Below are 24305 nucleotides of genomic sequence, written 5' to 3'. Positions count from 1 at the left end.
GTGATCTCGCCGCTGCTGTCCCGCTCCCTGCTGCTCACCCTCGAACCGCTCAGCGACGAGGATGTGCGCGGCGTCCTGCGCCGCGCCCTCACCGAGGAGCGCGGGCTGAACGGGGCGGTCACCCTGCCCGAGGACGCCGAGGCGCACCTGCTGCGGATCGCCGGCGGCGACGCCCGGCGCGCCCTGACCGCCCTGGAGGCGGGCGCGGGCGCGGCCCTGGCCAAGGGCGAGGACACGCTGACGCTGGAGACGCTGGAGGAGTCCGTCGACCGCGCCGCCGTGGCCTACGACCGGGACGGCGACCAGCACTACGACGTGGCCAGCGCCCTGATCAAGTCCATCCGCGGCTCGGACGTGGACGCGGCCCTGCACTACCTGGCCCGGATGATCGTCGCCGGCGAGGACCCGCGGTTCATCGCCCGCCGGCTGATGATCTCCGCGAGCGAGGACATCGGCCTCGCCGACTCGGGCGCGCTGCCCACCGCGGTGGCCGCCGCCCAGGCGGTGGCGATGGTCGGCTTCCCCGAGGCTGCGCTCATCCTCAGCCACGCCACCATCGCGCTCGCCCTGGCCCCGAAGTCCAATGCGGCCACCACCGCGATCGGCGCCGCCCTCGCCGATGTCCGCGAGGGCCGCGCCGGGCCGGTCCCGGCCCACTTGCGCGACGGCCACTACAAGGGTGCGGCCAAGCTCGGCCACGCCCAGGGCTACATCTACCCGCACGACGTCCCGGGCGCCGTCGCCGCCCAGCAGTACCTGCCCGACGAACTGGCCTCCCGCCGGTACTACGAGCCCACCCGCTACGGCGGAGAGGCGCGCTACGCCGACATCCTGGAGTGGGTCCGCGGCCGCCTGGCCGGCGAAGCCGATCAGGGCAGCTGAGCCGCCGAGAACAGGGCGTGCAGGGCCCTGCGGGCGCCGGACGGGCCGGTCACGGGCTCGGGGAAGTCGAAGCGGGCGTCGAAGAGCGAGCCGTCCGCCCGGGTGAAGCGGACCCGCAGCCCGAAGCGGTCCAGCGCGAGCGGCACCGCGGCGGCGGCGCGCCGGCAGCCGGTGCCGAGCAGCCCGCACAGGCCCGCCATCTCGTCAGGGTGCCCGGCCGCGAGGTGCTGCAGCACCTCGGTCTCGAAGGGGACGAGCGGGTCGGCGGCGGCGTCGGCGAACTCGTCGGGCTCGACCAGCCCGGTGCCCCACAGGTCGTCCAGCGAGATCTCGCCCGGCTCCAGCCGCAGCAGCTCGGTGCCGGGCTCGAAGCCGCCGCCCGGCAGCTGGGTCAGCCAGCCCGCCACCCAGGCGCGGCCGCGGATGCGGTGCGGCACGGCGACGGGGGCCACGTCGGTGACTTCCAGCACAGCGCCGACCTCGTCTCCGGCGGCGTGGCGGGCCGCGCGGGCGGCGGGGGAGGCGGCCGGAAACAGCAGGAACACGTCCCCGTCGGGCCCGACCGAGCGGCGCAGCGGCACCATCGGCCCGATGGGACCGGCCGGGGCAGGACGCAGACCCGGAATCGACAGGGCGAGGGAGGAGTTACCCTCGATGAGAGTGCGTGCGCGCTCGGCGGCCGTGGGCCGCTGGGGCGCCTCTTCCATGTCGGGACGCGGCTGACCGCCGTCCGGCCGTTCGGAACGCCTGGTTCCGCCCGGTTCCACCGGGCCGTTCCAGGCCTCTGACACACCGGACGCGGGGTTCCCGGGTCGAGTCATGCGCAACTCCTCAGCTAAGGTAAGGCTTACCTAATCTACACGGAGGTCCGACGCACGTGAATCAGTCGCGTCCCAAGGTCAAGAAGTCCCGGGCGCTGGGCATCGCGCTCACCCCGAAGGCGGTCAAGTACTTCGAGGCCCGCCCCTACCCGCCGGGGGAGCACGGCCGCGGTCGCAAGCAGAACAGCGACTACAAGACCCGGCTGCTGGAGAAGCAGCGGCTGCGCGCGCAGTACGACATCAGCGAGCGGCAGATGCTGCGCGCGTACGACCGTGCGAAGAAGGTCGAGGGCAAGACGGGCGAGGCCCTCATCGTCGAGCTGGAGCGGCGCCTGGACGCCCTCGTGCTGCGATCCGGGCTGGCCCGCACGATCTACCAGGCCCGGCAGATGGTCGTGCACGGCCACATCGAGGTCAACGGCCGCAAGGTGGACAAGCCGTCGTACCGGTTGCGCCCCGAGGACGTCGTCCAGGTCCGCGAGCGCTCCCGTGAGAAGACGCCGTTCCTCGTCGCCCGCGAGGGTGGCTGGGCCGGCGAGGGCGAGACCCCGCGCTACCTCCAGGTCAACCTCCCGGCCCTCGCCTTCCGCCTCGACCGCGAGCCCAACCGCCGCGAGGTCCCGGTCATTTGCGACGAGCAGCTCGTGGTGGAGTTCTACGCCCGCTGAGCCGTGGACGGCGCGAGGTCGGCCACCCGCCGTGCGTGCGGACGGCCTCGTCGCCGGCCACCGGCCGGCAGGGGTTCTCCCGTCCGGGGCGGTGGGTTCCGCCGGCCCCCGGACCCGGCGGTCCGTCCGGGCTGCGCGCGCAGTTCCTCGCGCCCCTGGGGTGTACGGCGCCGCCCCTCCTGCAAGCGGCAAGGCCGTACGGCCTCAGAAGGCGCTGGGGGCACCCCCAGGCGTAGCTCCGGGGGTGGGGGTACCTCCCATGCGAAGCTCTGGGGGAGAACTGCGCGACCGGCCGGGAACCGGTGGACGGTCCCGGGACGGCGGAACCGCGGGAGCGGGGGGCACCCGTAGCGCGAAGCGGACCGCTCGGTCGAAGGGGAGTGCCGAACCCTCGCGCAGAGCGGCACCGTAGCGCTCGTCCCCCAAAGCCTCGCGCAGCGAACCCTCACAGGCCCGCCGCGGCGCGTTGAAGTGGCGGGACCCGAAGACGGGGAGCCCGACGGCCGGCCAGAGCCGTCCGGCCGCGCCCAGCAGCACCGCTGCCGTACGCGCGGCCTCCGCGGCGCCCTCCCCGGCGGGGGAAGCGTCCCCGGCGCCTTCCGCGGCGATCGCCGCCAGCAGTTCCAGGCAGAGCACCGCGCCCACCAGGTCGTGGAAGGCGTGGTCGATCGCCAGCGCCTCCTCGGCCAGCCGCCGCGCTCGCGCGAGGTCCCCGCCGAGCCAGGCCGCGTACGCCAGGACGTAGAGCGCGTAGGCCAGCGTCCACCGCTCGCCGTACTCGCCGCAGGTGTCGCGGACCTCCTCCGCGATGCCGACCGCCCGCGGGACATCGCCCTGGAAGGCCATGGCCATGGCGAGCTCGACCTTCCCCATCAGCACATTGCTGTTGAGTTCGCCGATGCTGCGGTAGCGCACCAGGGCCTCGCCGATGAGCCGTTCGGCGGCCGGCAGGTCGTCCGAGACCAGGGCGAGGCAACCCAGCCGGTGGACGGCGTAGGCGTGTGCGGTCGGGTTGCCCGTGGCGACGGCCTCGGCCCGGCACTGCCGCAGCACGGCGTGCGCGGCCGCCGAGTCGCCCTGGAGCAGGGCGACATACCCGAGCACCCACATCGTCTTCGCGCGGGCCTCGCCCGGCTCGCCCCCCGCGGCCAGGGCCCGTTCGAGCCAGTGCCGGCCCTCGGCGAGCCGCCCGCAGCCCACCCAGCAGAACCACAGCGTGCCCGCGAGGAACTGCCCGACGGCCGGGTCCTCGCCCGGGGCGTCCAGGCTGAACTCCAACGCCAGCCGCAGGTTCGGCAGTTCGGCCGCCACCCGGGCGGCCACCTCGGCCTGGCGCGGGCCGAACCAGTCGAGTTCGCACCAGGTGGCCAGGCCCAGGTACCAGTCGCGGTGGCGGCGCCGCATCCGCTGCTCGTCGCCGAGCGCGGTCAGCCACCCGGCGCCGTACTCGCGCACGCTCTCCAGCATCCGGTAGCGGGCGACCGGGCCCGCGGCGTCGCCCGAGGCGCCCGGCGCCGCGGCCGTGCCCGCACGGGCCACCACCGACTGGGCCACCAGGCCGTCCAGCGCCTCGGCGACGGCGTCCTGCGGCAGCCCGGTGCCCGTGCACACGTACTCCACCGCGTCCAGGTCGAAGGAGCCGGCGAAGACCGACAGCCGCGCCCACAGCAGCCGTTCGGCCGGCGAGCACAACTCGTGGCTCCAGCCGACGGCCGTGCGCAGCGCGCGGTGCCGGACCGGGGCCGTCGGATCGCCGCCGGTCAGCAGGCGGAAGCGGTCGTCCAGCCGCTCCAGCACCTCCTCCACCGAGAGCGTGCGCAGCCGCACCGCCGCGAGTTCCAGGGCCAGCGGCAGGCCGTCCAGGCGCGCGCACAGCTCGGCGACCGCCGCCGCGTTGTCCGCGGTCACCGCGAAGCCGGGTACGACGTCCGCAGCGCGCTCGGCGAACAGCCGTACGGCGTCGCCGGGCACCCGCAGCGGGGCCAGCGGCAGCAGGTGCTCGCCGGTGATGCCGAGTGGACGGCGGCCCGCGGCCAGGACGTGCAGGCCGGGGGAGCGGCGCAGCAACTCCCGTACCAGCTCGGCGGCGTGCGGGCGCACCCGGTCGAAGCCGTCGAGGACGAGCAGCAGTTCGCGGTCGGCGAGGTGGTCCGCGAGGGCGGTGCGCTGGTCGCGGGCGGTGTGGTCCGGCAGCCGCAGCGCCTCGGCGACGGTCTGCTCCACCAGCGAGGCGTCGCGCAGCGCGCCCAGCTCCACGAGCCAGGCTCCGCCGGTGAAACGGTCCTGCACGGTGGTCGCGGTGGCCACCGCGACCCGTGACTTGCCGACACCGCCGGCGCCGGTCACGGTCACCAGACGGTTCGCTGCCACGAGCTGTGCGAGGGTGGCGAGCTCTTCGGTGCGGCCCACCAAGGCGGTCAGCTCCGCTGGAAGGTTCCCCAGACGTTCCATGATGCACGGATCGTACCGAGTCGCTTACGCTAGGTACAGACGGGGTACCTCCGCAAGTGGTGGGCCCCCAGGGTTCCCGGCCCCTCCGCCGGTCCTGGGCTGGTCGCGCAGTTCTCCCCCAGTGCCCCTGGGTTGTACGGCCTCGCCGTTCGCGCAAAGGGCAAGTTGAACAGGGGCGCGGGGAACTGCTCCCCCAGAGGGGGAACCCCCACCAGCCCAGGATCGGCGGACGGTCCGGGAACCGTGGGAGTGGGGCAGGCGGGTCGGACCCTCGTGCGCCCCAGCGCGCATGGTCCGGGCACCGTGGGAGTGGGGCAGGCGGGTCGGAACCTCGTGCGCTCCAGCGCGATAAGGTTCGGTGAGACGTCGGAACCCAGAAAGCGAGCGCAACGTGTCCGGTGGAGAGGTGGCCGGCCTCATCGTGGCGGTCTTCTGGGCGATCCTCGTGTCGTTCCTCGCCGTCGCCCTCGCCCGGCTCGCCGGAACCCTGAAACGGACCACCGAACTCGTCGCCGGCATCACCGAACAGGCCCTGCCGCTGCTCGGCGAGGCGTCGGACACCCTGCGCAGCGCCCACGCCCAACTCGACCGCGTGGACACCATCACCGCCGACGTCGCCGAGGTCACCGCCAACGCCTCCGCGCTCTCCTCCACCGTGGCCTCCACCTTCGGCGGGCCGCTGGTGAAGGTCGCCGCCTTCGGGTACGGCGTGCGGCGCGCGGTCGGCATGCAGACCGGCGACGCCGGGAAGGCGCGGGCCCGTACCCTCACGGGCAAGGTGCTGCCCGCCGCCCGGCGCGGTGGCCGCCGCTCCCGCCGCTCTAAGGACTGAAGACCATGTTCCGCCGTCTGTTCTGGTTCCTCACCGGCGCCGCCACCGGCGTCTGGGCAACCGTCCGGGTGGGCCGCGCGGTGCGCCGGCTCGACCCCGACAGCCTCGCCGCCACCGCCGCCGACCGCGCCCTGGCCACCGGCGCCCGGCTGCGCCTGTTCGCACAGGACGTGCGGCACGGCATGGCCCAGCGGGAGACCGAACTGCACGACGCCCTCGGGCTGCGCACCCAGCACGACCCCCAGGCCCTGCCGGCCGGACGGGACACCCCCGCCCTGCCCACCCAGGGCGACGACGACCACCCGGCGGCCCGCCGGGGCACTGCGTACCGCGCGCCGGTCCGGCGCGCGCACCGGAAGGACGGACACTGATGGAGTCGGCAGAAATCCGCCGCCGCTGGCTGCGCTTCTTCGAGGAGCGCGGGCACACCGTCGTGCCGTCGGCCTCCCTCATCGCCGACGACCCGACGCTGCTGCTGGTCCCGGCCGGCATGGTGCCCTTCAAGCCGTACTTCCTCGGCGAGGTCAAGCCGCCCCACAAGCGCGCCACCAGCGTGCAGAAGTGCGTGCGCACCCCCGACATCGAAGAGGTCGGCAAGACCACCCGGCACGGCACGTTCTTCCAGATGTGCGGCAACTTCTCCTTCGGCGACTACTTCAAGGAAGGCGCCATCACCTACGCCTGGGAGCTGCTCACCACGCCCCAGGCCGAGGGCGGCTTCGGCCTGGAGCCCGAGAAGCTGTGGATCACCGTCTACGAGAAGGACGACGAGGCCGAGCGCATCTGGCGCGAGGTCGTGGGCGTCCCCGCCGAGCGCATCCAGCGCCTGGGCATGGACACCAACTTCTGGTCCATGGGCGTGCCCGGCCCCTGCGGCCCCTGCTCGGAGATCAACTACGACCGCGGCCCCGAGTTCGGCGAGGAGGGCGGCCCCGCGGTCAACGACGAGCGCTACGTGGAGATCTGGAACCTGGTCTTCATGCAGTACGAGCGGGGCCCCGGCACCGGCAAGGGCAACTTCGACATCCTCGGCGACCTGCCGGCCCGCAACATCGACACCGGCCTCGGACTCGAGCGCCTGGCGATGATCCTGCAGGGCGTGCGGAACATGTACGAGACCGACACCCTGCGCGCGGTCATCGACACCGCCACCGCCCTGACCGGCGTCCACTACGGCGCCGCCCACGACTCCGACGTCTCGCTGCGGGTGGTCTCCGACCACATGCGCACCGCCGTGATGCTCATCGGCGACGGCGTCACCCCCGGCAACGAGGGCCGCGGCTACGTGCTGCGCCGCATCATGCGCCGCGCCATCCGCAACATGCGGATGCTCGGCGCCGACCGCCCGGTGGTCGCCGAGCTGGTCGATGTCGTCATCGGCACGATGGGCCAGCAGTACCCGGAGCTGATCAACGAGCGCAAGCGGATCGAGTCCGTCGCGCTCGCCGAGGAGTCCCGGTTCCTCAAGACGCTGTCGGCCGGCACCAACATCCTGGACAGCGCCGTCACCGAGACCAAGGCCAAGGGCGGCAGCGTGCTCCCGGGCGAGCAGGCGTTCCTGCTCCACGACACCTGGGGCTTCCCGATCGACCTCACCCTGGAGATGGCCGCCGAGCAGGGCCTCAGCGTGGACGAGGAGGGCTTCCGGCGGCTGATGAAGGAGCAGCGCGACCGGGCCAAGGCCGACGCGCAGGCGAAGAAGACCGGCCACGCCGACCTCTCCGCCTACCGCGAGGTCGCCGACCGGGCCGGCGCCACCGACTTCACCGGCTACACCCAGGACAGCAACGAGGCCACCGTCGTCGGCCTGCTCGTGGCCGGCGCGCCCTCGCCCGCGGCCACCGAGGGCGACGAGGTCGAGGTCATCCTCGACCGCACCCCCTTCTACGCCGAGGGCGGCGGCCAGCTCGCCGACACCGGCCGCATCCGGCTGGACAACGGCGCCGTGGTCGAGGTCCGCGACGTGCAGCGCCCGGTGCCGGGCGTCAGCGTGCACAAGGGCGTCGTGCAGGTCGGCGAGGTCACCGTGGGCGCGGCCGCGCACGCGCAGATCGACCTGATCCGCCGGCGCGCCATCGCCCGCGCGCACAGCGCCACCCACCTCACCCACCAGGCGCTGCGCGACGCGCTCGGCCCCACCGCCGCCCAGGCCGGCTCGGAGAACTCGCCCGGCCGGTTCCGCTTCGACTTCGGCTCGCCGACCGCCGTGCCCGGCACCGTCCTCACCGACGTCGAGCAGAAGATCAACGAGGTGCTCGCCCGCGAACTCGACGTCACCGCCGAGGTGCTGCCGATCGCCGAGGCCAAACGGCAGGGCGCCATCGCGGAGTTCGGCGAGAAGTACGGCGAGCACGTGCGCGTGGTGACCATCGGCGACTTCTCCAAGGAGCTGTGCGGCGGCACCCACGTGGCCAACACCGCCCAGCTCGGCCTGGTCAAGCTGCTCGGCGAGTCGTCGATCGGCTCGGGCGTGCGCCGGGTGGAGGCGCTGGTCGGCGTGGACGCGTACAACTTCCTGGCCCGCGAGCACACCGTCGTCGCCCAGCTCACCCAGCTGCTCAACGGCCGGGCCGACGAACTGCCCGACCGGATCTCCTCGATGCTGGCCAAGCTCAAGGACGCCGAGAAGGAGATCGAGCGGTTCCGCGCGGAGAAGGTGCTCCAGGCGGCCGCGGGGCTCGCCGAGAGCGCCGAGGACGTCAAGGGCGTCGCCCTGGTCACCGGCACCGTGCCGGAGGGCACCGGCGCCGACGACCTGCGCAGGCTCGTCCTCGACGTCCGGCAGCGGCTCGGCGGCGGCCGCCCCGGTGTCGTCGCCCTCTTCGCGGTGGCAGGCGGCCGTCCGCTGACCGTCATCGCCACGAGTGACGCGGCCCGCGACCGCGGCCTGAAGGCGGGCGAGCTGGTCCGCACCGCGGCCAAGGCCCTCGGCGGCGGCGGTGGCGGCAAGGACGACGTCGCCCAGGGCGGCGGCCAGAACCCCACCGCGGTCCCGGACGCGATCGAGGCCGTCCGCCGCCTGGTGGCGGAAAAGGCATAGCCATGACACTGCGGCACGGCAGGAGGATTGCTGTCGATGTCGGGGACGCCCGGATCGGGGTCGCGTCGTGCGACCCGGACGGGATTCTCGCGACGCCCGTGGAGACCGTGCCCGGGCGGGACCGGCCGGGCGCGCTGCGGCGGCTCGCGGCGATCGTCGCGGAGTACGAGCCCATCGAGGTGGTCGTCGGGCTGCCGCGCTCCCTCAACGGCACCGAGGGGCCGGCGGCCGCCAAGGCGCGCGCGTTCGCACAGGATGTGGCGAAAGTCATCGCCCCCGTCCCGGTGCGGCTGGTGGACGAGCGGATGACGACCGTCACGGCCGCGCAGAGCCTGCGCGCCTCCGGAGTGACGGCCAGAAAAGGACGCTCCGTAGTCGATCAGGCGGCCGCTGTCGTTATCCTGCAGGCCGCGCTGGAGACCGAACGGGTGTCGGGCAAAGCTCCGGGCGAGACCGTCGAAGCAGCCATCTGATCGCGATACGGTAACGTTCCGCGCGACACGGCGGCGCCTGCGGGCGCCGCCCGTTTCGCAAGTTCGGCAGGCCCGATGCCGAACCGTGTACCAAGGGGATCGATGACTGACTACGGCCGGGGCTCCGGCCCCGCACCCTGGGACCCCGAGGACCCGCTCTTCGGCGACGCGTACGACGGGGGCTATCAGGGCCGGCCCGCCCAGGACTACCAGCAGCAACCCCAGCAGGGCGGCTGGCAGGACCCGTACGCCACGGGCTCCCACCAGCAGCAGTACCCACAGCAGTACCCGCAGCAGGACTACCCCCAGGGCCAGGGCCAGCAGCAGCACCCCCAGCAGCCGCACTACGGCTACCCGCAGCAGCAACAGCCGCAGCAGGGCTACCCGCAGGGCGGCTACGACGGCTACGACACCGGCTCGTACCAGGTGCACCCGGGCAACCAGGACGGCCGGCCCGCCGGTTACGCCCAGGACCCGTACGGCGGCGGGCCGCAGGACCCGTACGGCACGGGCTCGCACCCGGTGTACCCGCAGCAGGGCGGCTACCCCCAGCAACAGCAGCAGCCCCACCCGCAGCAGCATCCCCAGCAGCAACAGCCGTACGGCGGGCAGGGGATGGGGCCGCAGCAAGGGCAGCCGGGGCAGCAAGGCCACCAGGGCCAGCAGGGGATGCCCGGCCAGGACATGGGCCACGGCATGGGCCACGGCGCCCCCGAGCAGAGCATGGGTCCCGGCGCGGCCCGTCCGCAGGAGCCCGGCGTACGGCAGATGCGCCCGGCCCCTGCCCGTACCGGCGAGTGGGACGCGGAGGAGGAGGGCGACCCGAGCGACCACGCCTTCTTCGCCAACCGCGATGACGACGACGATGACGAGGACACCACCGCGGGCGGCCGCAGGTCCGGTTCCGGCCAGCCCAAGGGCGGCCGCAAGCGCCGCAGCGGCTGCGCCTGCGTGGTGGTGCTCGCGGTGCTCGTCGGCGGTGGCGGCGCCCTCGCCTACGGCGGGTACCACGTCTACGAGAGCCACTTCGGCCCCGCCCCCGACTACTCCGGCGAGGGCGCAGGCGACGTCCAGGTGCAGGTGCCGCAGGGCGCCTCGGTGACCATGATCGGCAACCTGCTCAAGGACGCCGGCGTGGTCAAGAGCGTCGGCGCTTTCACCGCCGCCGCGAACAAGAACCCAAAGGGCGACACCATCCAGGCCGGCGTCTACGTCCTGCACAAGCAGATGTCCGCCGCGAACGCCGTCACGATGATGCTCGACCCCTCCTCGCAGAACGCGATGATCATCCCCGAGGGCTGGCGTGCCACGCGCATCTACCAGACCATCGACCAGAAGCTGCATCTGAAGTCCGGCACCACGGCCGCCCAGATCAAGGGCGCGAACCTGGGCCTGCCGTCCTGGGCGCACGGCAACGTCGAGGGCTTCCTGTTCCCGGCGAAGTACAGCATCTCCAACTCGATGAAGCCGGTCGACGTGGTCAAGCAGATGGTCGCCCAGGCCAACGCCGAACTCACCAAGGACGGCCTGGAGAACGCCGCCTCGAAGTCCGGCAAGTCGCCCGAGGACATCCTGAAGATCGCCAGCCTGGTGCAGGCCGAGGCGCAGCAGGCGGGCGACTTCGGCAAGGTCTCGCGGGTGATATACAACCGGCTCGACCAGAACATGGCGCTCGGCTTCGACTCCACGATCAACTACGCCATGGGCCGCTCGACGCTCAACACCACCAACAAGGACACGCAGTTCCCGTCGCCGTACAACACGTACACGCACAAGGGGCTGCCGCCCGGGCCGATCGACAACCCGGGGCACCAGGCGATCGAGGCCGCGCTGTCGCCGACGGCCGGCGACTGGCTGTACTTCGTCACCGTCAAGCCCGGCGACACCCGCTTCACCAGCAGCTACGCCGAGCACGAGAAGAACGTCCAGGCGTTCAACGAGTACCAGAGGGAGCACGGCGGATGAGCCCGCGCCGGGCCGCGGTGCTGGGCAGCCCCATCGCGCACTCCCTCTCGCCGGTCCTGCACCGCGCCGCCTACGCGGAGTTGGGCCTGACCGACTGGCGGTACGACCGCTTCGAAGTGGACGAGGCGGCCCTGCCCGGCTTCGTCGAGGCGATGGACCCGGAGCAGTGGGCGGGGCTGTCGCTGACGATGCCGCTCAAGCGGGCGATCGTGCCGCTGCTCGACGAGATCACGCCGACCGCGGCCTCCGTGGAGGCGGTCAACACGCTCGTCCTGGAGCCCGACGGGCGGCGCCTCGGTGACAACACGGACATCCCCGGCATGGTCGCGGCGCTCGCCGAGCGCGGGGTGACCTCCGTCCCCGCCGCCGCGGTCCTCGGCGCCGGCGCCACCGCCTCCTCCGCGCTCGCCGCGCTCGCCCGCATCTGCTCGGGCGAGGTCGCGGTGTACGTGCGCAGCCAGGAGCGGGCGGCGCAGATGCGCGAGTGGGGCGAGCGGCTCGGGGTGGCCGTCCGCACGGCGCCCTGGTCCGAGGCGGCGGCCGCCCTCACCGCGCCGCTGGTGGTCAACACGACGCCCGCGGGCGCCGCCGACCACCTCGCCGCCGCGGTCCCGGCCGCCCCCGGCACCCTCTTCGACGTCCTCTACCACCCCTGGCCCACCCCGCTGGCCGCCGCCTGGACCGCCCACGGCGGCCCGGTCACCAGCGGCCTCGACCTCCTGGTCCACCAGGCCGCCCTCCAGGTCGTCCTCCACACCACCCGCACCCCGTCCCTCGCCACCATGCGGGCCGCCGCCGAATCGGCCCTTCCCGTCTGACCGCCCCCCGGCCCCGCGGCCGGGACGCGCCCGGCGGGACCACCGGCCGCGGACCCCGCGACCGCGGAGTTCGCCCTGTGGACACCTGCGAAAAGGACCCCGCGAACATGGGAGGATCGAGGGAGAGCCGCACCGTACTTCCTGGGAGCATCCGTTGAGCAGATTGCGCTGGCTGACCGCGGGGGAGTCGCACGGCCCCGCACTCGTCGCGACGCTGGAGGGCCTGCCCGCGGGCGTCCCCGTCACCACGGCGACGGTGGCCGACGCCCTGGCCCGCCGCCGCCTGGGCTACGGCCGCGGCGCCCGCATGAAGTTCGAGCAGGACCAGGTCACCTTCCTCGGCGGCGTCCGCCACGGCCGCACCCTCGGCAGCCCCGTCGCCATCATGGTCGGCAACACCGAGTGGCCCAAGTGGGAGCAGGTGATGGCCGCCGACCCGGTCGACCCGGCCGTCCTCGCCGACCTCGCCCGCAACGCCCCGCTCACCCGCCCCCGCCCCGGCCACGCCGACCTCGCCGGCATGCAGAAGTACGACCTGGACGAGGCCCGCCCGGTCCTGGAGCGCGCCAGCGCCCGCGAGACGGCCGCCCGGGTCGCGCTCGGCGCCGTCGCCCGGTCGTACCTGAAGGAGACCGCCGGGATCGAGATCGTCTCGCACGTGGTGGAGCTGGGCGCGGCCAAGGCGCCGTACGGGGTGGTGCCGGTGCCCGCCGACCAGGAGCGGCTGGACGCCGACCCGGTGCGCTGCCTGGACGAGGACGCGAGCAAGTCGATGGTCGCCGAGATCGACCAGGCCCACAAGGACGGCGACACCCTCGGCGGCGTGGTGGAGGTGCTGGCGTACGGCGTGCCGGTCGGCCTCGGCTCGCACGTCCACTGGGACCGCCGGCTGGACGCCCGCCTGGCCGCTGCCTTGATGGGCATCCAGGCGATCAAGGGCGTCGAGCTGGGTGACGGCTTCGACCTCGCCCGCGTCCCGGGCTCCAAGGCGCACGACGAGATCGTCCCCGGCCCCGACGGGGTGCGCCGCGCCTCCGGCCGCTCCGGCGGCACCGAGGGCGGCATCAGCACCGGTGAGGTGCTGCGGGTGCGGGCCGCGATGAAGCCGATCGCCACCGTGCCGCGCGCCCTGCGCACCATCGACACCGTCACCGGCGAGCCCGCCCAGGCCCACCACCAGCGCTCCGACGTGTGCGCGGTGCCGGCCGCGGGGATCGTCGCCGAGGCGATGGTCGCCCTGGTCCTCGCCGACGCCGTCGCCGAGAAGTTCGGCGGCGACTCCGTCGTCCAGACCCGGCGGAACATCACCGGCTACCTCGACAACCTGGTGGTCCGGTGACCGCCCCCACCGGCGTCCGCCCCGCCGTCGTGCTGGTCGGCCCGCCCGGCGCGGGCAAGACCACCGTGGGCCGGCTGCTGGCCGAGCGGCTGGGCACCACCTACCGCGACACCGACGCCGATATCGAGGCGGCCGCCGGCAAGCCCATCCCGGAGATCTTCTACGACGAGGGCGAGCCGCACTTCCGCGCGCTGGAGCGGGCCGCCGTCACCGCCGCGCTCGACAGCCACGACGGGGTGCTCTCGCTGGGCGGCGGCGCCGTCATGGACCCCGGCACCCGCGCCCGCCTGGCCGGCCTGCCCGTGGTCTTCCTCGACGTCACCCTGCACGACGCCGTCCACCGGGTCGGCCTCGACGCGCCCCGCCCGCTGCTCGCCGTCAACCCCCGGCAGCAGTGGCGGGAGCTGATGGAGCAGCGCCGCCCGCTCTACACGGAGGTCGCCGCCGCGGTGGTCACCACCGCCGAGCGCACCCCGCAGGACGTGGCCGACGCCGTACTCGACGCACTGGAACCGAAGGACGCATGAGCGAGAACACCGAGGGGACCGGGCCCGTCGCCCCGCCCACCCGCATCCGCGTCGGCGGCACCGCGGGCACCGAGCCGTACGACGTGCTGGTCGGCCACCAGCTGCTGGGCGAACTGCCCGGGCTGATCGGCGAGAAGGCCCTGCGGGTGGCCGTGCTGCACCCGGAGGCGCTGGCCGGCACCGGCGAGGCGATCCGCGAGGACCTCGCCGAGCAGGGGTACGAGGCGATCGCGATCCAGATCCCCAACGCCGAGGAGGCCAAGACCGCCGAGGTCGCGGCCTACTGCTGGAAGGCGCTCGGGCAGACCGGCTTCACCCGTACCGACGTCATCGTCGGCGTCGGCGGCGGCGCCACCACCGACCTGGCCGGCTTCGTCGCCGCGACCTGGCTGCGCGGGGTGCGCTGGATCGCGGTGCCGACCACCGTGCTCGGCATGGTGGACGCGGCGGTCGGCGGCAAGACGGGCATCAACACCGCCGAGGGCAAGAACCTGGTGGGGGCCTTCCACCCGCCGGCCGGTGTCCTGTGCGACCTGGCCGCTCTGGAGTCGCTGCCGATCAACGACTACGTCAGTGGCCTCGCCGAGGTCATCAAGGCCGGCTTCATCGCCGACCCGGCGATCCTGGAGCTGGTCGAGTCCGACCCCGTCGCGGCCCGCAGCCCGCACGGCCCGCACACCGCCGAACTGATCGAGCGCGCCATCCGGGTCAAGGCCGAGGTCGTCTCGGCGGACCTCAAGGAGTCCGGGCTGCGCGAGATCCTCAACTACGGCCACACCCTCGCGCACGCCATCGAGAAGAACGAGCGGTACAACTGGCGGCACGGCGCCGCGGTCTCCGTCGGGATGGTCTTCGCCGCCGAACTCGGCCGCCTGGCCGGGCGGTTGGACGACGCCACGGCCGACCGGCACCGGGCCGTCCTCGGCTCGGTGGGCCTGCCCCTGACCTACCGGGGCGACCAGTGGCCGCGGCTGGTGGAGACCATGAAGGTGGACAAGAAGTCGCGCGGGGACCTGCTGCGGTTCATCGTCCTCGACGGCCTCGCCAAGCCGACGGTCCTCGAAGGCCCCGACCCCGCGGTGCTGCTCGCCGCGTACGGCGAGGTGTCGGCATGAGGGCGGAGCGTGCGGTGTCGGCCGCGTGGGGCGTCGGTATGAGGCTGGAGCGTGTGGTGTTGTTCGCTTCGTGCGGTGAGGTGCCGGTATGAGCGCCGCCCGCCGTGTCCTTGTCCTCAACGGCCCCAACCTCGGCCGTCTCGGCTCGCGCGAGCCCGATGTCTACGGTTCCACCTCCTACGCGGGCCTGGTCGACTCCTGCACCAAGCTGGGCGCAGACCTCGGCTTCGCGGTCGAGGTCCGCGAGACCAACGACGAGGCCGAACTCATCGGCTGGCTGCACGAAGCCGCCGACACCCGCACCCCCGTCGTCATCAACCCGGGCGCCTTCACGCACTACTCCTACGCGCTGCGCGACGCCGCGGCCCAGCGCACGGCGCCCCTGATCGAGGTCCACATCTCCAACCCCCACGCCCGCGAGGCCTTCCGCCACACCTCGGTGATCTCCCCCGTGGCCACGGGCACCATCGCCGGCTTCGGCCTCACCTCCTACCACTTGGCGCTCCAGGCCCTGACAACCTCCCTGACCTAGCACTGCTTCGCGGAAGTTCGCGGCCGGGCGCCGGACGGCGGGTCCGGACACGTCGGATGGGTCAGGCGAAGAAGAAGCGGGCGGCGGCTTCGGCGGGCGTGGTCGCTTGACGGCGTCCAGGGACATCGTGGACTGCGGTTGCGCCCTCCGAGCGGAGCTGGTCGACACCGGCGTCCCGGGCCATGACGGCGGCGTAGGCACGGACATCCGCGGCGGTGAGGTCCGTGCGGCCCCGCTCGGCGTACTGCTGGAGCAGGTCGGGGAGGTCCGGGTTGAATCGCAGCATGGTCACCGGGGCGTTGAAGCGCCTGGCGATGGCGATGAGTCGGGCGCGTGCCTGCGGCGTGACGTTCGTCGACTCGGCGACTGCCGTGTGTCCGGCGGCGAGTCTGGCGATGATCCTGCGGTCGCGTTCCTCGAAGATCCGTGCGTCCGCGGCGTCGGATGCCGCTTCCGCGGGTGAGGTGCCGAGGAGTTCCGCGCGGATCTCGTCGCTGGACACCACGCCTTCCGCGTCGATCTGCCGGCGCCCGATCAGTGCCCGAACGAAGCTGGTCTTGCCCGAGGCCGGTGGGCCGACGAGGACGACGAGTCCTGCCGGAACCCGGATGCCCGGCGCCAGAGCGCCGAGGTGGACGTCGCCCGCGCAGTCGAGGGCTTCCTCCGGGGAGCCGGCCGGCAGTCCGCTGGGCAGGAGGGTGTCCCGGTAGGTGTTGTCGCCGGCCAGGAAGAGGGCGAAGCCCCAGGTGTGCAGCACGCCGGTGAAACGCAGTCGACACAGCGGCAGGCTCTTTTCTCCGGGCAACTGGGCCGCCACGTAGGCGAATCCCGCGCGGAAGCGGACCGTGATGCCCTCCACATGCGGCCAGCGTTCGCGAGCATGGCGGTTCAGCCGCCGGCACAGGTGGTGCTGCATCGATTCCGGAGGGTTCTTCGGCACGGCTTCATCCTGCCGGGTACGGCACCGGCCCGCCGCGACCGTCGGCATTGAGGGAGGCGGCCGGCCGCCTGCCGGGCGGCAGCCGGCGGCGTAGGAGATCCGCCGCGGCGGTAGCCGCGCCCGACCGTTCAAGCGGGGCCGCAGCATGCCGTGGCCGGAAAGGCACCCGTGCCGGGGCAGAGCCCGGCGGCCACCCGCGGCACCGCGGAGGGCCGCCTCACGGAAGGCCCCTCCCTCGCGGTACCGTTTCGTTTCGATCGCGCGCCGGACGGGATGGAGTGGGCCGACATGCAGCACGCCGTAGGGGCGCCGCAGCCGGGCGGCCCGTCACAGCCGGCTCACGTCCCGGCACCGCCCCCCACCCCCGCCCCGCCCGCCGCAGGCGCCGGGGCGAGTACCACCGGCCACTTCCCCCTCCCCGCCCCGGTCCCGGTGCAGGCCCCGGCGGGCCCCGCCGGCAGCCCCCCGCCCGGCACGCCGCATGGCCCCATCGCCGTTCTGCTCATCGGCGCGGCCGGCGCCGGGAAGACCACCATCGCCCGCCACTGGGCGGACCACCGCGCCACCCCCACCGCCCACATCAGCCTGGACGACGTCCGCGAATGGGTCCGCTCCGGCTTCGCCGACCCCCAGGCCGGCTGGAACGAGAACTCCGAGGCCCAGTACCGCCTCGCCCGCCGGACCTGCGGCTTCGCCGCCCGCAACTTCCTGGCCAACGGCGTCTCCTGCATCATCGACGACGCCGTCTTCCCCGACCGCCCCGCCGTCGGCCTCGGCGGCTGGAAGCGGCACGTGGGCCCCGGGCTGCTGCCCGTCGTACTGCTGCCGGGCCTGGACATCGTGCTCACCCGCAACGCGGCACGCAGCGGCAACCGCCGCCTCTCCGACGAGGAAGTCGCCCGCATCCACGGCCGCATGGCCGGCTGGTACGGCTCGGGGCTGCCCATCATCGACAACTCCCACCTCGACGTGGAAGCGGCCGCGGCCGCCCTCGACCGCGTGGTCACCCGCAGCCTGCAAGGTCCTCCGATCTGGTAGCCGCACGATGCTGAAGCCCCGTGCTACGTAAGGCGGGTGAAGCACCGTCACTTCTTGGGTTCGATGGTCGGGGTGCGGCGAGTGCGTCGCCGAGGGCGGTGCGATCGGCGCGTGCGAGCAGGCCGGCGGTGCGTACGAGGGCGAGGTGGTCGTGAGCTGGGCCCGGCGGCCCTTGACCGCGTGGTCGCCCGCAGCTTGCGGGGTTCTCCGGTTCGGTAGCCGTAGGCTCAAGTCGCCCTCCACGTAAGGGGGGTGAATCTCGGTCACCTTTCGGGTTCGATGGCGGCGAGTGCGTCGCCCAGCGCGGTGCGGCGGTAGAGGACCGAGCGGCCGGCGCGGGCGCGGGTGAGCAGGCCGGCGGTGCGCAGGACCGCGAGGTGGTCGCCCACCGCGCCCGGCGCGAGGCCGAGTTGGCGGGCCAGCTGTGTGGTGCTCGCGGGAGCGTCCAGCGCGGTGAGCAGGTGGGCGCGCGAGCGGCCGAGCAGGGCCGCGAGCGCGTCGGGCACGGCCGCACCCGGCCGCTGCCACAACGTGGCCGTCCCGCGCGCCGGATAGACGATCGCCTTCGGCCACGGCTCCTCGTGGTGCACGGCCACACCCGGCCAGACCAGCACGGACGGGATGAGCAACAGGCCCTCGCCGCCCAGCCGTACGGTACGACGGCCCGTCAACCCCTCGTCCACGCTGGCGAGTTCGACGCCTCCCGATCGCCAGGCGACGCTCTCGTGCAGGTCCGCGATGGCCGCGGCCCAGCCGTGCTCGCCGATCACGCCCACCCGGTGCACGACGTCCCGCTCGCAGACGGCCCGCAATTGGGGCCAGTCGGGGCCGAGGAGTTCGTGCCAGGCGCGGTCCAGCGCGAGGGCGACCCGCTCCACGACATCGGGCGCGTCCAGCACCTCCCGCACCCGCGGGTCCCGCAGCGGCGGCCGCCCGGCCCGCGCCCTCGCCCGCGCGATCTCGGCGCGAGCCTGGGCGAGCGGGGTCGAACGGATCGCAGCCAGGTCGTCCGCCCAGGTCTGCGCGAGGCCCCGTGGCGGCACGGCGACGAAGTCCGCGCCGTAGCGCGGGCCTTGCAGCGCGAGGACGGCGTCCAGCTCCGTCTCCCGCCGCAGCCGCGCGAAGACCGGCCGCAGCCGTGCCGTCCAGGCGGCGGGCAACGCCCGTCGCCCGCCGCCTTCCAGCGCCCGCAGCAGGCTCGCCAACTCGAAGGCGGGCGAGAGCGCGAAACGGCTCCGCAGCAGCTCCTCGGCGCTCACCTCGAACCGCAGCATGCCTCCACGGTACGGCGACCTTACGTCCCACGGCGAACCATTGGCCGCGCCGCCGCCCCGCCCCTGACGCTCACCCCATGCGATCCCCACGCCCGACCTCGCCGGCGCAACCACCCGACCCCACGCCCGCCTCGTCCCTGCCGCCGGCAGCCGACCCGCACGCCGATCGCACGACCGAGCCTTCTCCCGCCCGGAACCCCCACTCGGCGCCGTCGCCCCCGCCCACGGCTCGTTCGCAGCCCCCGAGGACGCCGAGCAAGCCCGCGGGGGCGGCCGCCGAACCGGACGTTCGGGGTGGCCCGGCGGTTGTCGGTGCGGGTGGCGCCGCTGGGCCCCACGCTCTCGGCTCGGGCGGCTCCAGCGAAGCCGCCGCCCACGGCTCGGGCGCGGCCCATGACGATGCCGACTCGGGCCGTCCTGGCGAGCCCGCGGCTGCTCCCGCGGGGCGGGCCACGTATCGGGAGGTTCTGGCCGAGACGCGGTTCCGGGTGCTGTTCCTGACGCGGACGCTCGCGATCGTCGCCGACAGCCTGCGGATCACGACGTTCTCCGTGCTCGTGTACGCGGCGACGACCTCGCCACTGCTCAGCGGGGTGGCGTTCGGGGCGGGGTTCCTGCCGCAGATGGTCGGCACCACGCTGCTCGGTTCGCTCGCCGATCGGTTGCCGCCCAGGGCGCTGATCACCAGCGGGTACCTGCTGGAGTGCGCGGCCGCGCTGCTGCTCGCACTCGGGCCGCTCTCGATCGGCGCGAGCCTCGCGCTGGTGGCACTGGTCGCCCTGCTCACCCCGGTCTTCGGCGGCGCCTCCGCGCGGCTGGTCGCGCGCTGGCTGACGGGGGACGCGTACGTGCTCGGGCGCTCGCTCAACAACATGGCCTCCTCCGGGGCGCAGCTCGGGGGGCTCGCCATCGGCGGCGCGGCCGTCTCGGCGCTCGGGGCCCGGCACGCGCTGCTGGTGGGAGCGGGGATCTACCTCGCGGTGGCCGTCCGGGTGCGGCTCGGGCTGCCGCGGCTGGGCATCGAGCCGCGCGAGGGCGCGGCCGCCTCCCCGGTCCGGGCCAGCCTTGCCGCGACGGGGACGCTGCTGCGGGCCCCGCGGAGCCGTACGTTGCTGCTCGCCCAGTGGCTGCCGGGGGCGTGCGTGGCAGGCGGGGAGGGGCTGCTGGTCGCGTACGCGGGGGAGCGGGGGTTCGCGGCGGGGGCGTACGCGTTGCTGCTGGCGTGCTTGCCGGTCGGGATGCTGGTGGGGGACTTCGCGGTGGGGCGGCTGGCTGCGCCGCCGACGCGGGAACGGCTCGTGACGCCGCTGGTGCTGCTGATGGGCGCGCCGCTCGTGGGGTTCCTCTTCGCGCCCGGGGTTGCCGTCAGCGCGGGGCTCCTCCTGGCCACGGGGCTCGGTTTCTCCTACGCGCTGGGGCTCCAGCGGGCCTTCCTGGACGCGGTCCCGGCGTCCGCACAGGGGCACGCCTTCGGGCTGCTCGCCTCGGGCACGATGACGTTCCAGGGCGTCGCCCCCACCCTCTTCGGCACGCTCGCCCTCCTCGCACCGACCTCCACCGCCCTGTCCGCGGCGGGCGCCGCCACCCTCCTCACCGCACACTGGCCCCACAAAGCACTGCGTATGAGCCGTAGGGCGGTGCCGTCCGCACGCGGGGCGGGCCCTGTCACCTAAGGGGCGCTGGGGGTACCTCCCATGCGAAGCTCTGGGGGAGAACTGCGCGCCAAGCGGTGACGCTCGTGGGCTTCGCCACCGGCCCGCGGGGGCACCCCGGTCTCCGGGCCACCGACCGGTGGCGGGAAAAGGCGGCGGTGGGACCGGAAGGGTGCCGTGGGGAGGCCAAGGAGAGAACCTCGTCGTACGCTCGCCGCATGGCGGAAGTGCACTCCGTACGCAGAGCGCGGCTGCGTGAGCGCTGCGCCGCGGCCGGGGCGGCCGCCGCGCTGGTGACACGGCCCGCGAACGTGCAGTACCTGACCGGGTGCGCGCCCCCGGGCGCGGCGCTGCTGGTAGGGCCCGGCCCCGCGGACACCCTCGTCCACCTGCGGCCGCCGCCGGACGGCACCGCGCAGCCCCCCGACGAGCTGCGCAGCATCGTGCTGCCCTCGCCGGACGGCGACGCCGCCGTCGCCGCCGCCGACCTCGCCCGCCAGCAGCACGCCGACGGCCTGGCCGTCGAGGAGCACCACCTCACCGTCACCCGCCACCGCGCCCTGCGCTCCGTGGCGGCCGGCGTGCACCTGACCGACCTCGCCGGCTCCGTCGAGCAGCTGCGCCTGGTCAAGGACGAGCACGAGATCGCCAGCCTGCGGATCGCCGCCGAGATCAGCGACCAGGCGCTCGGCGAGCTGCTGGAGTCGATCCTGGTCGGCCGCACCGAGCGGCACCTCGCCCTGGAGCTGGAGCGGCGCCTGGTGGACCACGGCGCCGACGGCGCCGCCTTCCCCACCTGCGTGGGCACCGGACCGCACTCGGGCGCCGCCCGGCACATCCCGACCGACCGCCGCGTGGAGGAGGGCGACTTCCTCAGCGTGCGGCTGGGCGCCTCGTACCGCGGCTACCGCTGCGAGGTCGGCCGCACCTTCGTCATCGGCAGCGCCCCGGCCGCCTGGCAGATCGAGCTGTACGACGCCGTGTTCGCCGCGCAGCGGGCCGGCCGCGAGGCCCTCGCACCGGGTGTGGCCTGCCGCGATGTGGACCGCGCCACCCGCGACGTGCTCACCGCGGCCGGCCACACCGAGGGCCTGGCGCCCTGGACCGGCCACGGCGTCGGCCTGGAAATCGACGAGGACCCTCAGTTGTCACCTGCGGCCATGGGTAAACTGGACGCTTGCGTGCCGGTCACCGTCGAGCCGGGGGTCCACCTTCCGGGCCGCGGCGGTGTCAGGATCGACGACACACTCGTCGTACGTCCCGTGGCGGACGGCGGGCCCGAGCTACTCACCATCACGACCAAGGAACTCCTCGCCCTGTGAAGTCCGTGCGGGCCGGGGGGCTCCGCGGTCCCGAAGCAGCACTTTCAGGAGATTCCGCAACCGTGGCCACCACGAACGACCTCAAGAACGGCCTCGTGCTCAAGCTCGACAGCGGCCAGCTCTGGACCGTTGTCGAGTTCCAGCACGTCAAGCCCGGCAAGGGCCCCGCCTTCGTGCGCACCAAGCTCAAGCACGTGCTCTCGGGGAAGGTCGTGGACAAGACCTTCAACGCCGGCGTGAAGGTCGAGACCGCCAACGTCGACAAGCGCGGCATGCAGTTCTCCTACAAGGACGGCACCGACTTCGTCTTCATGGACACCGAGACCTACGACCAGATCAGCGTCAGCCCCGAGGTGGTCGGCGACGCCGCCAACTACCTGCTGGAGGGCTTCGAGGCGGTCGTGGCGATGTACGAGGGCTCGCCGCTCTACATCGAGCTGCCCGCCTCCGTCGAGCTGGTCGTCGAGTACACCGAGCCCGGTGTGCAGGGCGACCGCTCCACCGGCGGCTCCAAGCCCGCCCGCCTGGAGACCGGGTACGAGATCGGCGTCCCGCTCTTCATCACCACGGGTGAAAAGGTGAAGGTCGACACCCGTACGGGCGACTACCTCGGCCGGGTGAACAGCTAACCGTGGCTGCCCGCAACAAGGCCCGCAAGCGCGCCTTCCAGATCCTCTTCGAGGCCGAGCAGCGGGGCGCCGCCCCCACGGCCGTCATGGCGGACTGGATCCGGCTCGCGCGGACCGACGACCGGCAGCCGCCGGTCACCGAGTACACGAAGCAGCTGGTCCAGGGGTACTCCGAGCACGCCGCGCGGATCGACGAACTGCTCTCGGGCTACGCGGTCGGCTGGACCCTGGACCGGATGCCCACCGTGGACCGCAACGTGCTGCGGCTGGGCACCTACGAGCTGATCTGGGAGGACGACGTCCCGGACGCGGTGGTCCTCGACGAGGCCGTGCAGCTCGCCAAGGAGTTCTCCACCGACGAGTCCCCGTCGTTCGTCAACGGCCTGCTCGGCCGGCTGATGGAACTCAAGCCGACCCTGGGCCGCTAGGGCCGCTGGGCCCGGGGCCAAGCCCCGCAGGGCCCCGCAGGGCTCCACACCGGCCCAGCAGCCCCGCGGGAAGCCGTACACACGCCCTCGCCCGGTGCCGCGCCCTCCGTACGGAGGACGCCGCACCGGGCGAGGGTACGTTTCTGCGGGTGTGGGCCGTCGCGGCGGCTAGTTCTCCTCGTGCTGGACCGCACGGCGCGCGTCGGCGTCGAGCACTCCCCAGGAGATCAGCTGCTCGGTGAGAACCGAAGGCGACTGGTCGTAGATCACGGCGAGGGTGCGCAGGTCGTCCTGGCGGATGGAGAGCACCTTGCCGTTGTAGTCGCCGCGCTGGCTCTGGATGGTGGCCGCGTAGCGCTGCAGCGGGCCGGCCTTCTCCGGCGGCACCTGCGCGAGCCGCTCCAGGTCGAGCACCAGCTTCGGCGGCGGCTCGGCGGCGCCGCCGGGCGTCGTGCCGGGCAGCAGCTCCTGGACCGGGACCCCGTAGAAGTCGGCGAGCTCGGCGAGGCGCTGGACGGTGACCGCGCGGTCCCCCCGCTCGTAGGAGCCCACGACCACTGCCTTCCAGCGGCCCTGGGACTTCTCCTCGACGCCGTGCAGAGAAAGGCCCTGTTGCGTGCGGATGGCCCGGAGTTTTGCTCCGAGCTGTTTGGCGTAATCGCTGGACATATGGCTCCCCGGACGAAAACTCGGTGACTCACTGTGAGGTTACGCAGCGTAATCCGGGCCCGTCAAGCCGGGAAGGGCCGACCGGTGCCTGACCTGCGCCGTCCCGGTCACCTGGTACGGTGGCCGGGTACCCCCAGACGTCCTTTAACACCCGTCCCGTGAGGCGGGGAAGGAGGTCCCCGACCCATGGTCGAGAACCACAGCAGTACGGCGGGGCCCACGGGCGCCGCCCAGGCCCAGGCCGCAGCGGCCGACCTCCCGGCGCCGGCCCGGCCCGTGCTGGAGGCGCCCGACATCGCCCGGGTGCTCACCCGCATCGCCCACGAGATCGTCGAACGCGCCAAGGGCGCCGACGACGTGGTGCTCCTCGGCATCCCCACCCGCGGGGTCTTCCTCGCCCGCCGGCTGGCCGACAAGCTCACCGGGATCACCGGCCGCCCCACCCAGGTCGGCTCGCTGGACATCACGATGTACCGCGACGACCTGCGGCTGCACCCCCCGCGTGCCCTGGCCCGCACCGAGATCCCCGGCGACGGGGTCGACGGCCGCCTGGTCGTCCTCGTCGACGACGTGCTCTTCTCCGGCCGCACCATCAGGGCCGCGCTCGACGCCCTCGGCGACATCGGCCGCCCCCGCGCCGTACAGCTGGCCGTCCTGGTCGACCGCGGCCACCGCGAGCTGCCGATCCGCGCGGACTACGTCGGCAAGAACCTGCCCACCTCCCTGCGCGAGACCGTCAAGGTGCTGCTCGCCGAGGAGGACGGCCGCGACAGCGTGCTGCTGGGGCAGAAGGAGAGCCGGAACGACAGCCGGCAGGACGCGCACGGCGGCCCGGGCGCGGACGCCCGCAGCGACGCCCCCGCCCGCTAGCGTCCCCGCACGAGGCGCCT

The 24305-nt window shown here is 73.8% G+C and carries 23 protein-coding genes; 18 read left to right on the top strand and 5 right to left on the bottom strand.

Going from position 1 to position 24305, the window contains the following annotated elements; genetic code table 11:
* Positions 1 to 882 (top strand): AAA family ATPase (locus BLR33_RS30205; protein WP_456049203.1); only part of this gene is annotated, 882 nt, incomplete at its 5' end.
* On the opposite strand, the gene BLR33_RS30200 is transcribed toward BLR33_RS30205, so the two are convergent.
* The gene (locus tag BLR33_RS30200; protein ID WP_093787822.1) at positions 870 to 1589 is read right to left on the bottom strand and encodes a DUF2470 domain-containing protein; all 720 of its coding nucleotides are present in this window, start codon (positions 1587 to 1589) and stop codon (positions 870 to 872) included. The two genes, BLR33_RS30205 and BLR33_RS30200, sit on opposite strands and share 13 nt — an antisense overlap.
* 170 nt (positions 1590 to 1759) lie before the next feature.
* Between BLR33_RS30200 and rpsD the strand changes: the two genes are divergently transcribed.
* Complete coding sequence (gene rpsD, locus BLR33_RS30195) at positions 1760 to 2371, top strand: 30S ribosomal protein S4 (protein WP_093787821.1); 612 nt, start codon at positions 1760 to 1762, stop codon at positions 2369 to 2371.
* A 204-nt stretch (positions 2372 to 2575) separates the two neighbouring features.
* Here rpsD and BLR33_RS35405 read toward each other — a convergent pair whose 3' ends face one another.
* The gene (locus tag BLR33_RS35405; RefSeq protein ID WP_176930623.1) at positions 2576 to 4822 is read right to left on the bottom strand and encodes an ATP-binding protein; all 2247 of its coding nucleotides are present in this window, start codon (positions 4820 to 4822) and stop codon (positions 2576 to 2578) included.
* Between the two features lie 391 nt (positions 4823 to 5213).
* Between BLR33_RS35405 and BLR33_RS30185 the strand changes: the two genes are divergently transcribed.
* The 10 genes from BLR33_RS30185 to aroQ all read left to right on the top strand — a co-directional run bounded on the left by BLR33_RS30185 (position 5214) and on the right by aroQ (position 15463).
* Positions 5214 to 5654 carry a DUF948 domain-containing protein gene (locus BLR33_RS30185; protein WP_093787819.1) on the top strand — a complete coding sequence of 147 codons (441 nt, stop codon included), beginning with the start codon at positions 5214 to 5216 and terminating at the stop codon, positions 5652 to 5654.
* A 5-nt stretch (positions 5655 to 5659) separates the two neighbouring features.
* Positions 5660 to 6025, top strand: coding sequence for a DUF6167 family protein (locus tag BLR33_RS30180; RefSeq protein WP_176930621.1), 366 nt, complete (start codon positions 5660 to 5662; stop codon positions 6023 to 6025).
* The gene (gene alaS / locus BLR33_RS30175; protein ID WP_093787818.1) at positions 6025 to 8694 is read left to right on the top strand and encodes an alanine--tRNA ligase; all 2670 of its coding nucleotides are present in this window, start codon (positions 6025 to 6027) and stop codon (positions 8692 to 8694) included. Before BLR33_RS30180 ends, alaS begins: the two co-directional genes overlap by 1 nt.
* 2 nt (positions 8695 to 8696) lie before the next feature.
* Positions 8697 to 9167 carry a Holliday junction resolvase RuvX gene (ruvX, locus tag BLR33_RS30170; protein ID WP_093787817.1) on the top strand — a complete coding sequence of 157 codons (471 nt, stop codon included), beginning with the start codon at positions 8697 to 8699 and terminating at the stop codon, positions 9165 to 9167.
* A 102-nt stretch (positions 9168 to 9269) separates the two neighbouring features.
* The gene (gene mltG / locus BLR33_RS30160) at positions 9270 to 11132 is read left to right on the top strand and encodes an endolytic transglycosylase MltG (RefSeq protein WP_093787816.1); all 1863 of its coding nucleotides are present in this window, start codon (positions 9270 to 9272) and stop codon (positions 11130 to 11132) included.
* Positions 11129 to 11950, top strand: a complete 822-nt coding sequence (locus BLR33_RS30155) for a shikimate dehydrogenase (protein ID WP_093787815.1) — start codon at positions 11129 to 11131, stop codon at positions 11948 to 11950. Before mltG ends, BLR33_RS30155 begins: the two co-directional genes overlap by 4 nt.
* A gap of 154 nt (positions 11951 to 12104) precedes the next feature.
* Positions 12105 to 13289 carry a chorismate synthase gene (gene aroC, locus BLR33_RS30150; protein WP_093787814.1) on the top strand — a complete coding sequence of 395 codons (1185 nt, stop codon included), beginning with the start codon at positions 12105 to 12107 and terminating at the stop codon, positions 13287 to 13289.
* On the top strand, positions 13286 to 13816 hold the full coding sequence (locus BLR33_RS30145; protein ID WP_093787813.1) for a shikimate kinase: 531 nt from the start codon (positions 13286 to 13288) through the stop codon (positions 13814 to 13816). Before aroC ends, BLR33_RS30145 begins: the two co-directional genes overlap by 4 nt.
* Positions 13813 to 14931 carry a 3-dehydroquinate synthase gene (gene aroB / locus BLR33_RS30140; protein ID WP_093787812.1) on the top strand — a complete coding sequence of 373 codons (1119 nt, stop codon included), beginning with the start codon at positions 13813 to 13815 and terminating at the stop codon, positions 14929 to 14931. Before BLR33_RS30145 ends, aroB begins: the two co-directional genes overlap by 4 nt.
* A gap of 88 nt (positions 14932 to 15019) precedes the next feature.
* The gene (gene aroQ, locus BLR33_RS30135; protein ID WP_093787811.1) at positions 15020 to 15463 is read left to right on the top strand and encodes a type II 3-dehydroquinate dehydratase; all 444 of its coding nucleotides are present in this window, start codon (positions 15020 to 15022) and stop codon (positions 15461 to 15463) included.
* 61 nt (positions 15464 to 15524) lie between these two features.
* Here aroQ and BLR33_RS35685 read toward each other — a convergent pair whose 3' ends face one another.
* The gene (locus BLR33_RS35685) at positions 15525 to 16403 is read right to left on the bottom strand and encodes an ATP-binding protein (protein ID WP_093787810.1); all 879 of its coding nucleotides are present in this window, start codon (positions 16401 to 16403) and stop codon (positions 15525 to 15527) included.
* 288 nt (positions 16404 to 16691) lie between these two features.
* Here BLR33_RS35685 and BLR33_RS30125 point away from each other — a divergent pair, with 288 nt between their 5' ends.
* Entirely contained in the window at positions 16692 to 17441 is a 750-nt protein-coding gene (locus tag BLR33_RS30125; RefSeq protein WP_093787838.1) for an AAA family ATPase, read from the top strand.
* A 263-nt stretch (positions 17442 to 17704) separates the two neighbouring features.
* Here BLR33_RS30125 and BLR33_RS30120 read toward each other — a convergent pair whose 3' ends face one another.
* Positions 17705 to 18715 (bottom strand): DUF5937 family protein, encoded by a 1011-nt coding sequence (locus BLR33_RS30120; protein WP_093787809.1) that lies wholly within the window; start codon positions 18713 to 18715, stop codon positions 17705 to 17707.
* A 467-nt stretch (positions 18716 to 19182) separates the two neighbouring features.
* Between BLR33_RS30120 and BLR33_RS30115 the strand changes: the two genes are divergently transcribed.
* The 4 genes from BLR33_RS30115 (at position 19183) to nusB (ending at position 22746) form a co-directional block, all read left to right on the top strand.
* Positions 19183 to 20388, top strand: coding sequence for an MFS transporter (locus BLR33_RS30115; protein ID WP_245771759.1), 1206 nt, complete (start codon positions 19183 to 19185; stop codon positions 20386 to 20388).
* Between the two features lie 197 nt (positions 20389 to 20585).
* Positions 20586 to 21689, top strand: coding sequence for a M24 family metallopeptidase (locus BLR33_RS30110; RefSeq protein WP_093787807.1), 1104 nt, complete (start codon positions 20586 to 20588; stop codon positions 21687 to 21689).
* A 62-nt stretch (positions 21690 to 21751) separates the two neighbouring features.
* Positions 21752 to 22318 carry an elongation factor P gene (gene efp / locus BLR33_RS30105; RefSeq protein ID WP_093787806.1) on the top strand — a complete coding sequence of 189 codons (567 nt, stop codon included), beginning with the start codon at positions 21752 to 21754 and terminating at the stop codon, positions 22316 to 22318.
* A 2-nt stretch (positions 22319 to 22320) separates the two neighbouring features.
* Positions 22321 to 22746 carry a transcription antitermination factor NusB gene (gene nusB / locus BLR33_RS30100; protein ID WP_093787805.1) on the top strand — a complete coding sequence of 142 codons (426 nt, stop codon included), beginning with the start codon at positions 22321 to 22323 and terminating at the stop codon, positions 22744 to 22746.
* A 168-nt stretch (positions 22747 to 22914) separates the two neighbouring features.
* Here the strand turns inward: nusB and bldD are convergent, their stop codons facing one another.
* Complete coding sequence (gene bldD, locus BLR33_RS30095; protein WP_093787804.1) at positions 22915 to 23415, bottom strand: transcriptional regulator BldD; 501 nt, start codon at positions 23413 to 23415, stop codon at positions 22915 to 22917.
* 186 nt (positions 23416 to 23601) lie between these two features.
* On the opposite strand from bldD, the gene pyrR reads away from it, so the two are divergent.
* Positions 23602 to 24285 carry a bifunctional pyr operon transcriptional regulator/uracil phosphoribosyltransferase PyrR gene (gene pyrR / locus BLR33_RS30090; protein ID WP_245771757.1) on the top strand — a complete coding sequence of 228 codons (684 nt, stop codon included), beginning with the start codon at positions 23602 to 23604 and terminating at the stop codon, positions 24283 to 24285.
* Positions 24286 to 24305 lie beyond the last annotated feature (20 nt).

Source organism: Actinacidiphila guanduensis (assembly GCF_900103985.1).
GTDB lineage: Bacteria > Actinomycetota > Actinomycetes > Streptomycetales > Streptomycetaceae > Actinacidiphila > Actinacidiphila guanduensis.
The sequence above is the reverse complement of the archived record's forward strand: the minus strand, read 5'-3'. Positions and strand labels throughout refer to the sequence as shown.

Coding starts and splice junctions, on each gene's coding strand:
- BLR33_RS30125 (WP_093787838.1), top strand. CDS start 16,692: ATGCAGCACGCCGTAGGGGCGCCGCAGCCGGGCGGCCCGTCACAGCCG.
- BLR33_RS30200 (WP_093787822.1), bottom strand. CDS start 1,589: ATGGAAGAGGCGCCCCAGCGGCCCACGGCCGCCGAGCGCGCACGCACT.
- bldD (WP_093787804.1), bottom strand. CDS start 23,415: ATGTCCAGCGATTACGCCAAACAGCTCGGAGCAAAACTCCGGGCCATC.
- BLR33_RS30155 (WP_093787815.1), top strand. CDS start 11,129: ATGAGCCCGCGCCGGGCCGCGGTGCTGGGCAGCCCCATCGCGCACTCC.
- aroQ (WP_093787811.1), top strand. CDS start 15,020: ATGAGCGCCGCCCGCCGTGTCCTTGTCCTCAACGGCCCCAACCTCGGC.
- BLR33_RS30180 (WP_176930621.1), top strand. CDS start 5,660: ATGTTCCGCCGTCTGTTCTGGTTCCTCACCGGCGCCGCCACCGGCGTC.
- pyrR (WP_245771757.1), top strand. CDS start 23,602: ATGGTCGAGAACCACAGCAGTACGGCGGGGCCCACGGGCGCCGCCCAG.
- alaS (WP_093787818.1), top strand. CDS start 6,025: ATGGAGTCGGCAGAAATCCGCCGCCGCTGGCTGCGCTTCTTCGAGGAG.
- mltG (WP_093787816.1), top strand. CDS start 9,270: ATGACTGACTACGGCCGGGGCTCCGGCCCCGCACCCTGGGACCCCGAG.
- ruvX (WP_093787817.1), top strand. CDS start 8,697: ATGACACTGCGGCACGGCAGGAGGATTGCTGTCGATGTCGGGGACGCC.
- BLR33_RS30110 (WP_093787807.1), top strand. CDS start 20,586: ATGGCGGAAGTGCACTCCGTACGCAGAGCGCGGCTGCGTGAGCGCTGC.
- BLR33_RS30120 (WP_093787809.1), bottom strand. CDS start 18,715: ATGCTGCGGTTCGAGGTGAGCGCCGAGGAGCTGCTGCGGAGCCGTTTC.
- BLR33_RS35405 (WP_176930623.1), bottom strand. CDS start 4,822: ATGGAACGTCTGGGGAACCTTCCAGCGGAGCTGACCGCCTTGGTGGGC.
- aroB (WP_093787812.1), top strand. CDS start 13,813: ATGAGCGAGAACACCGAGGGGACCGGGCCCGTCGCCCCGCCCACCCGC.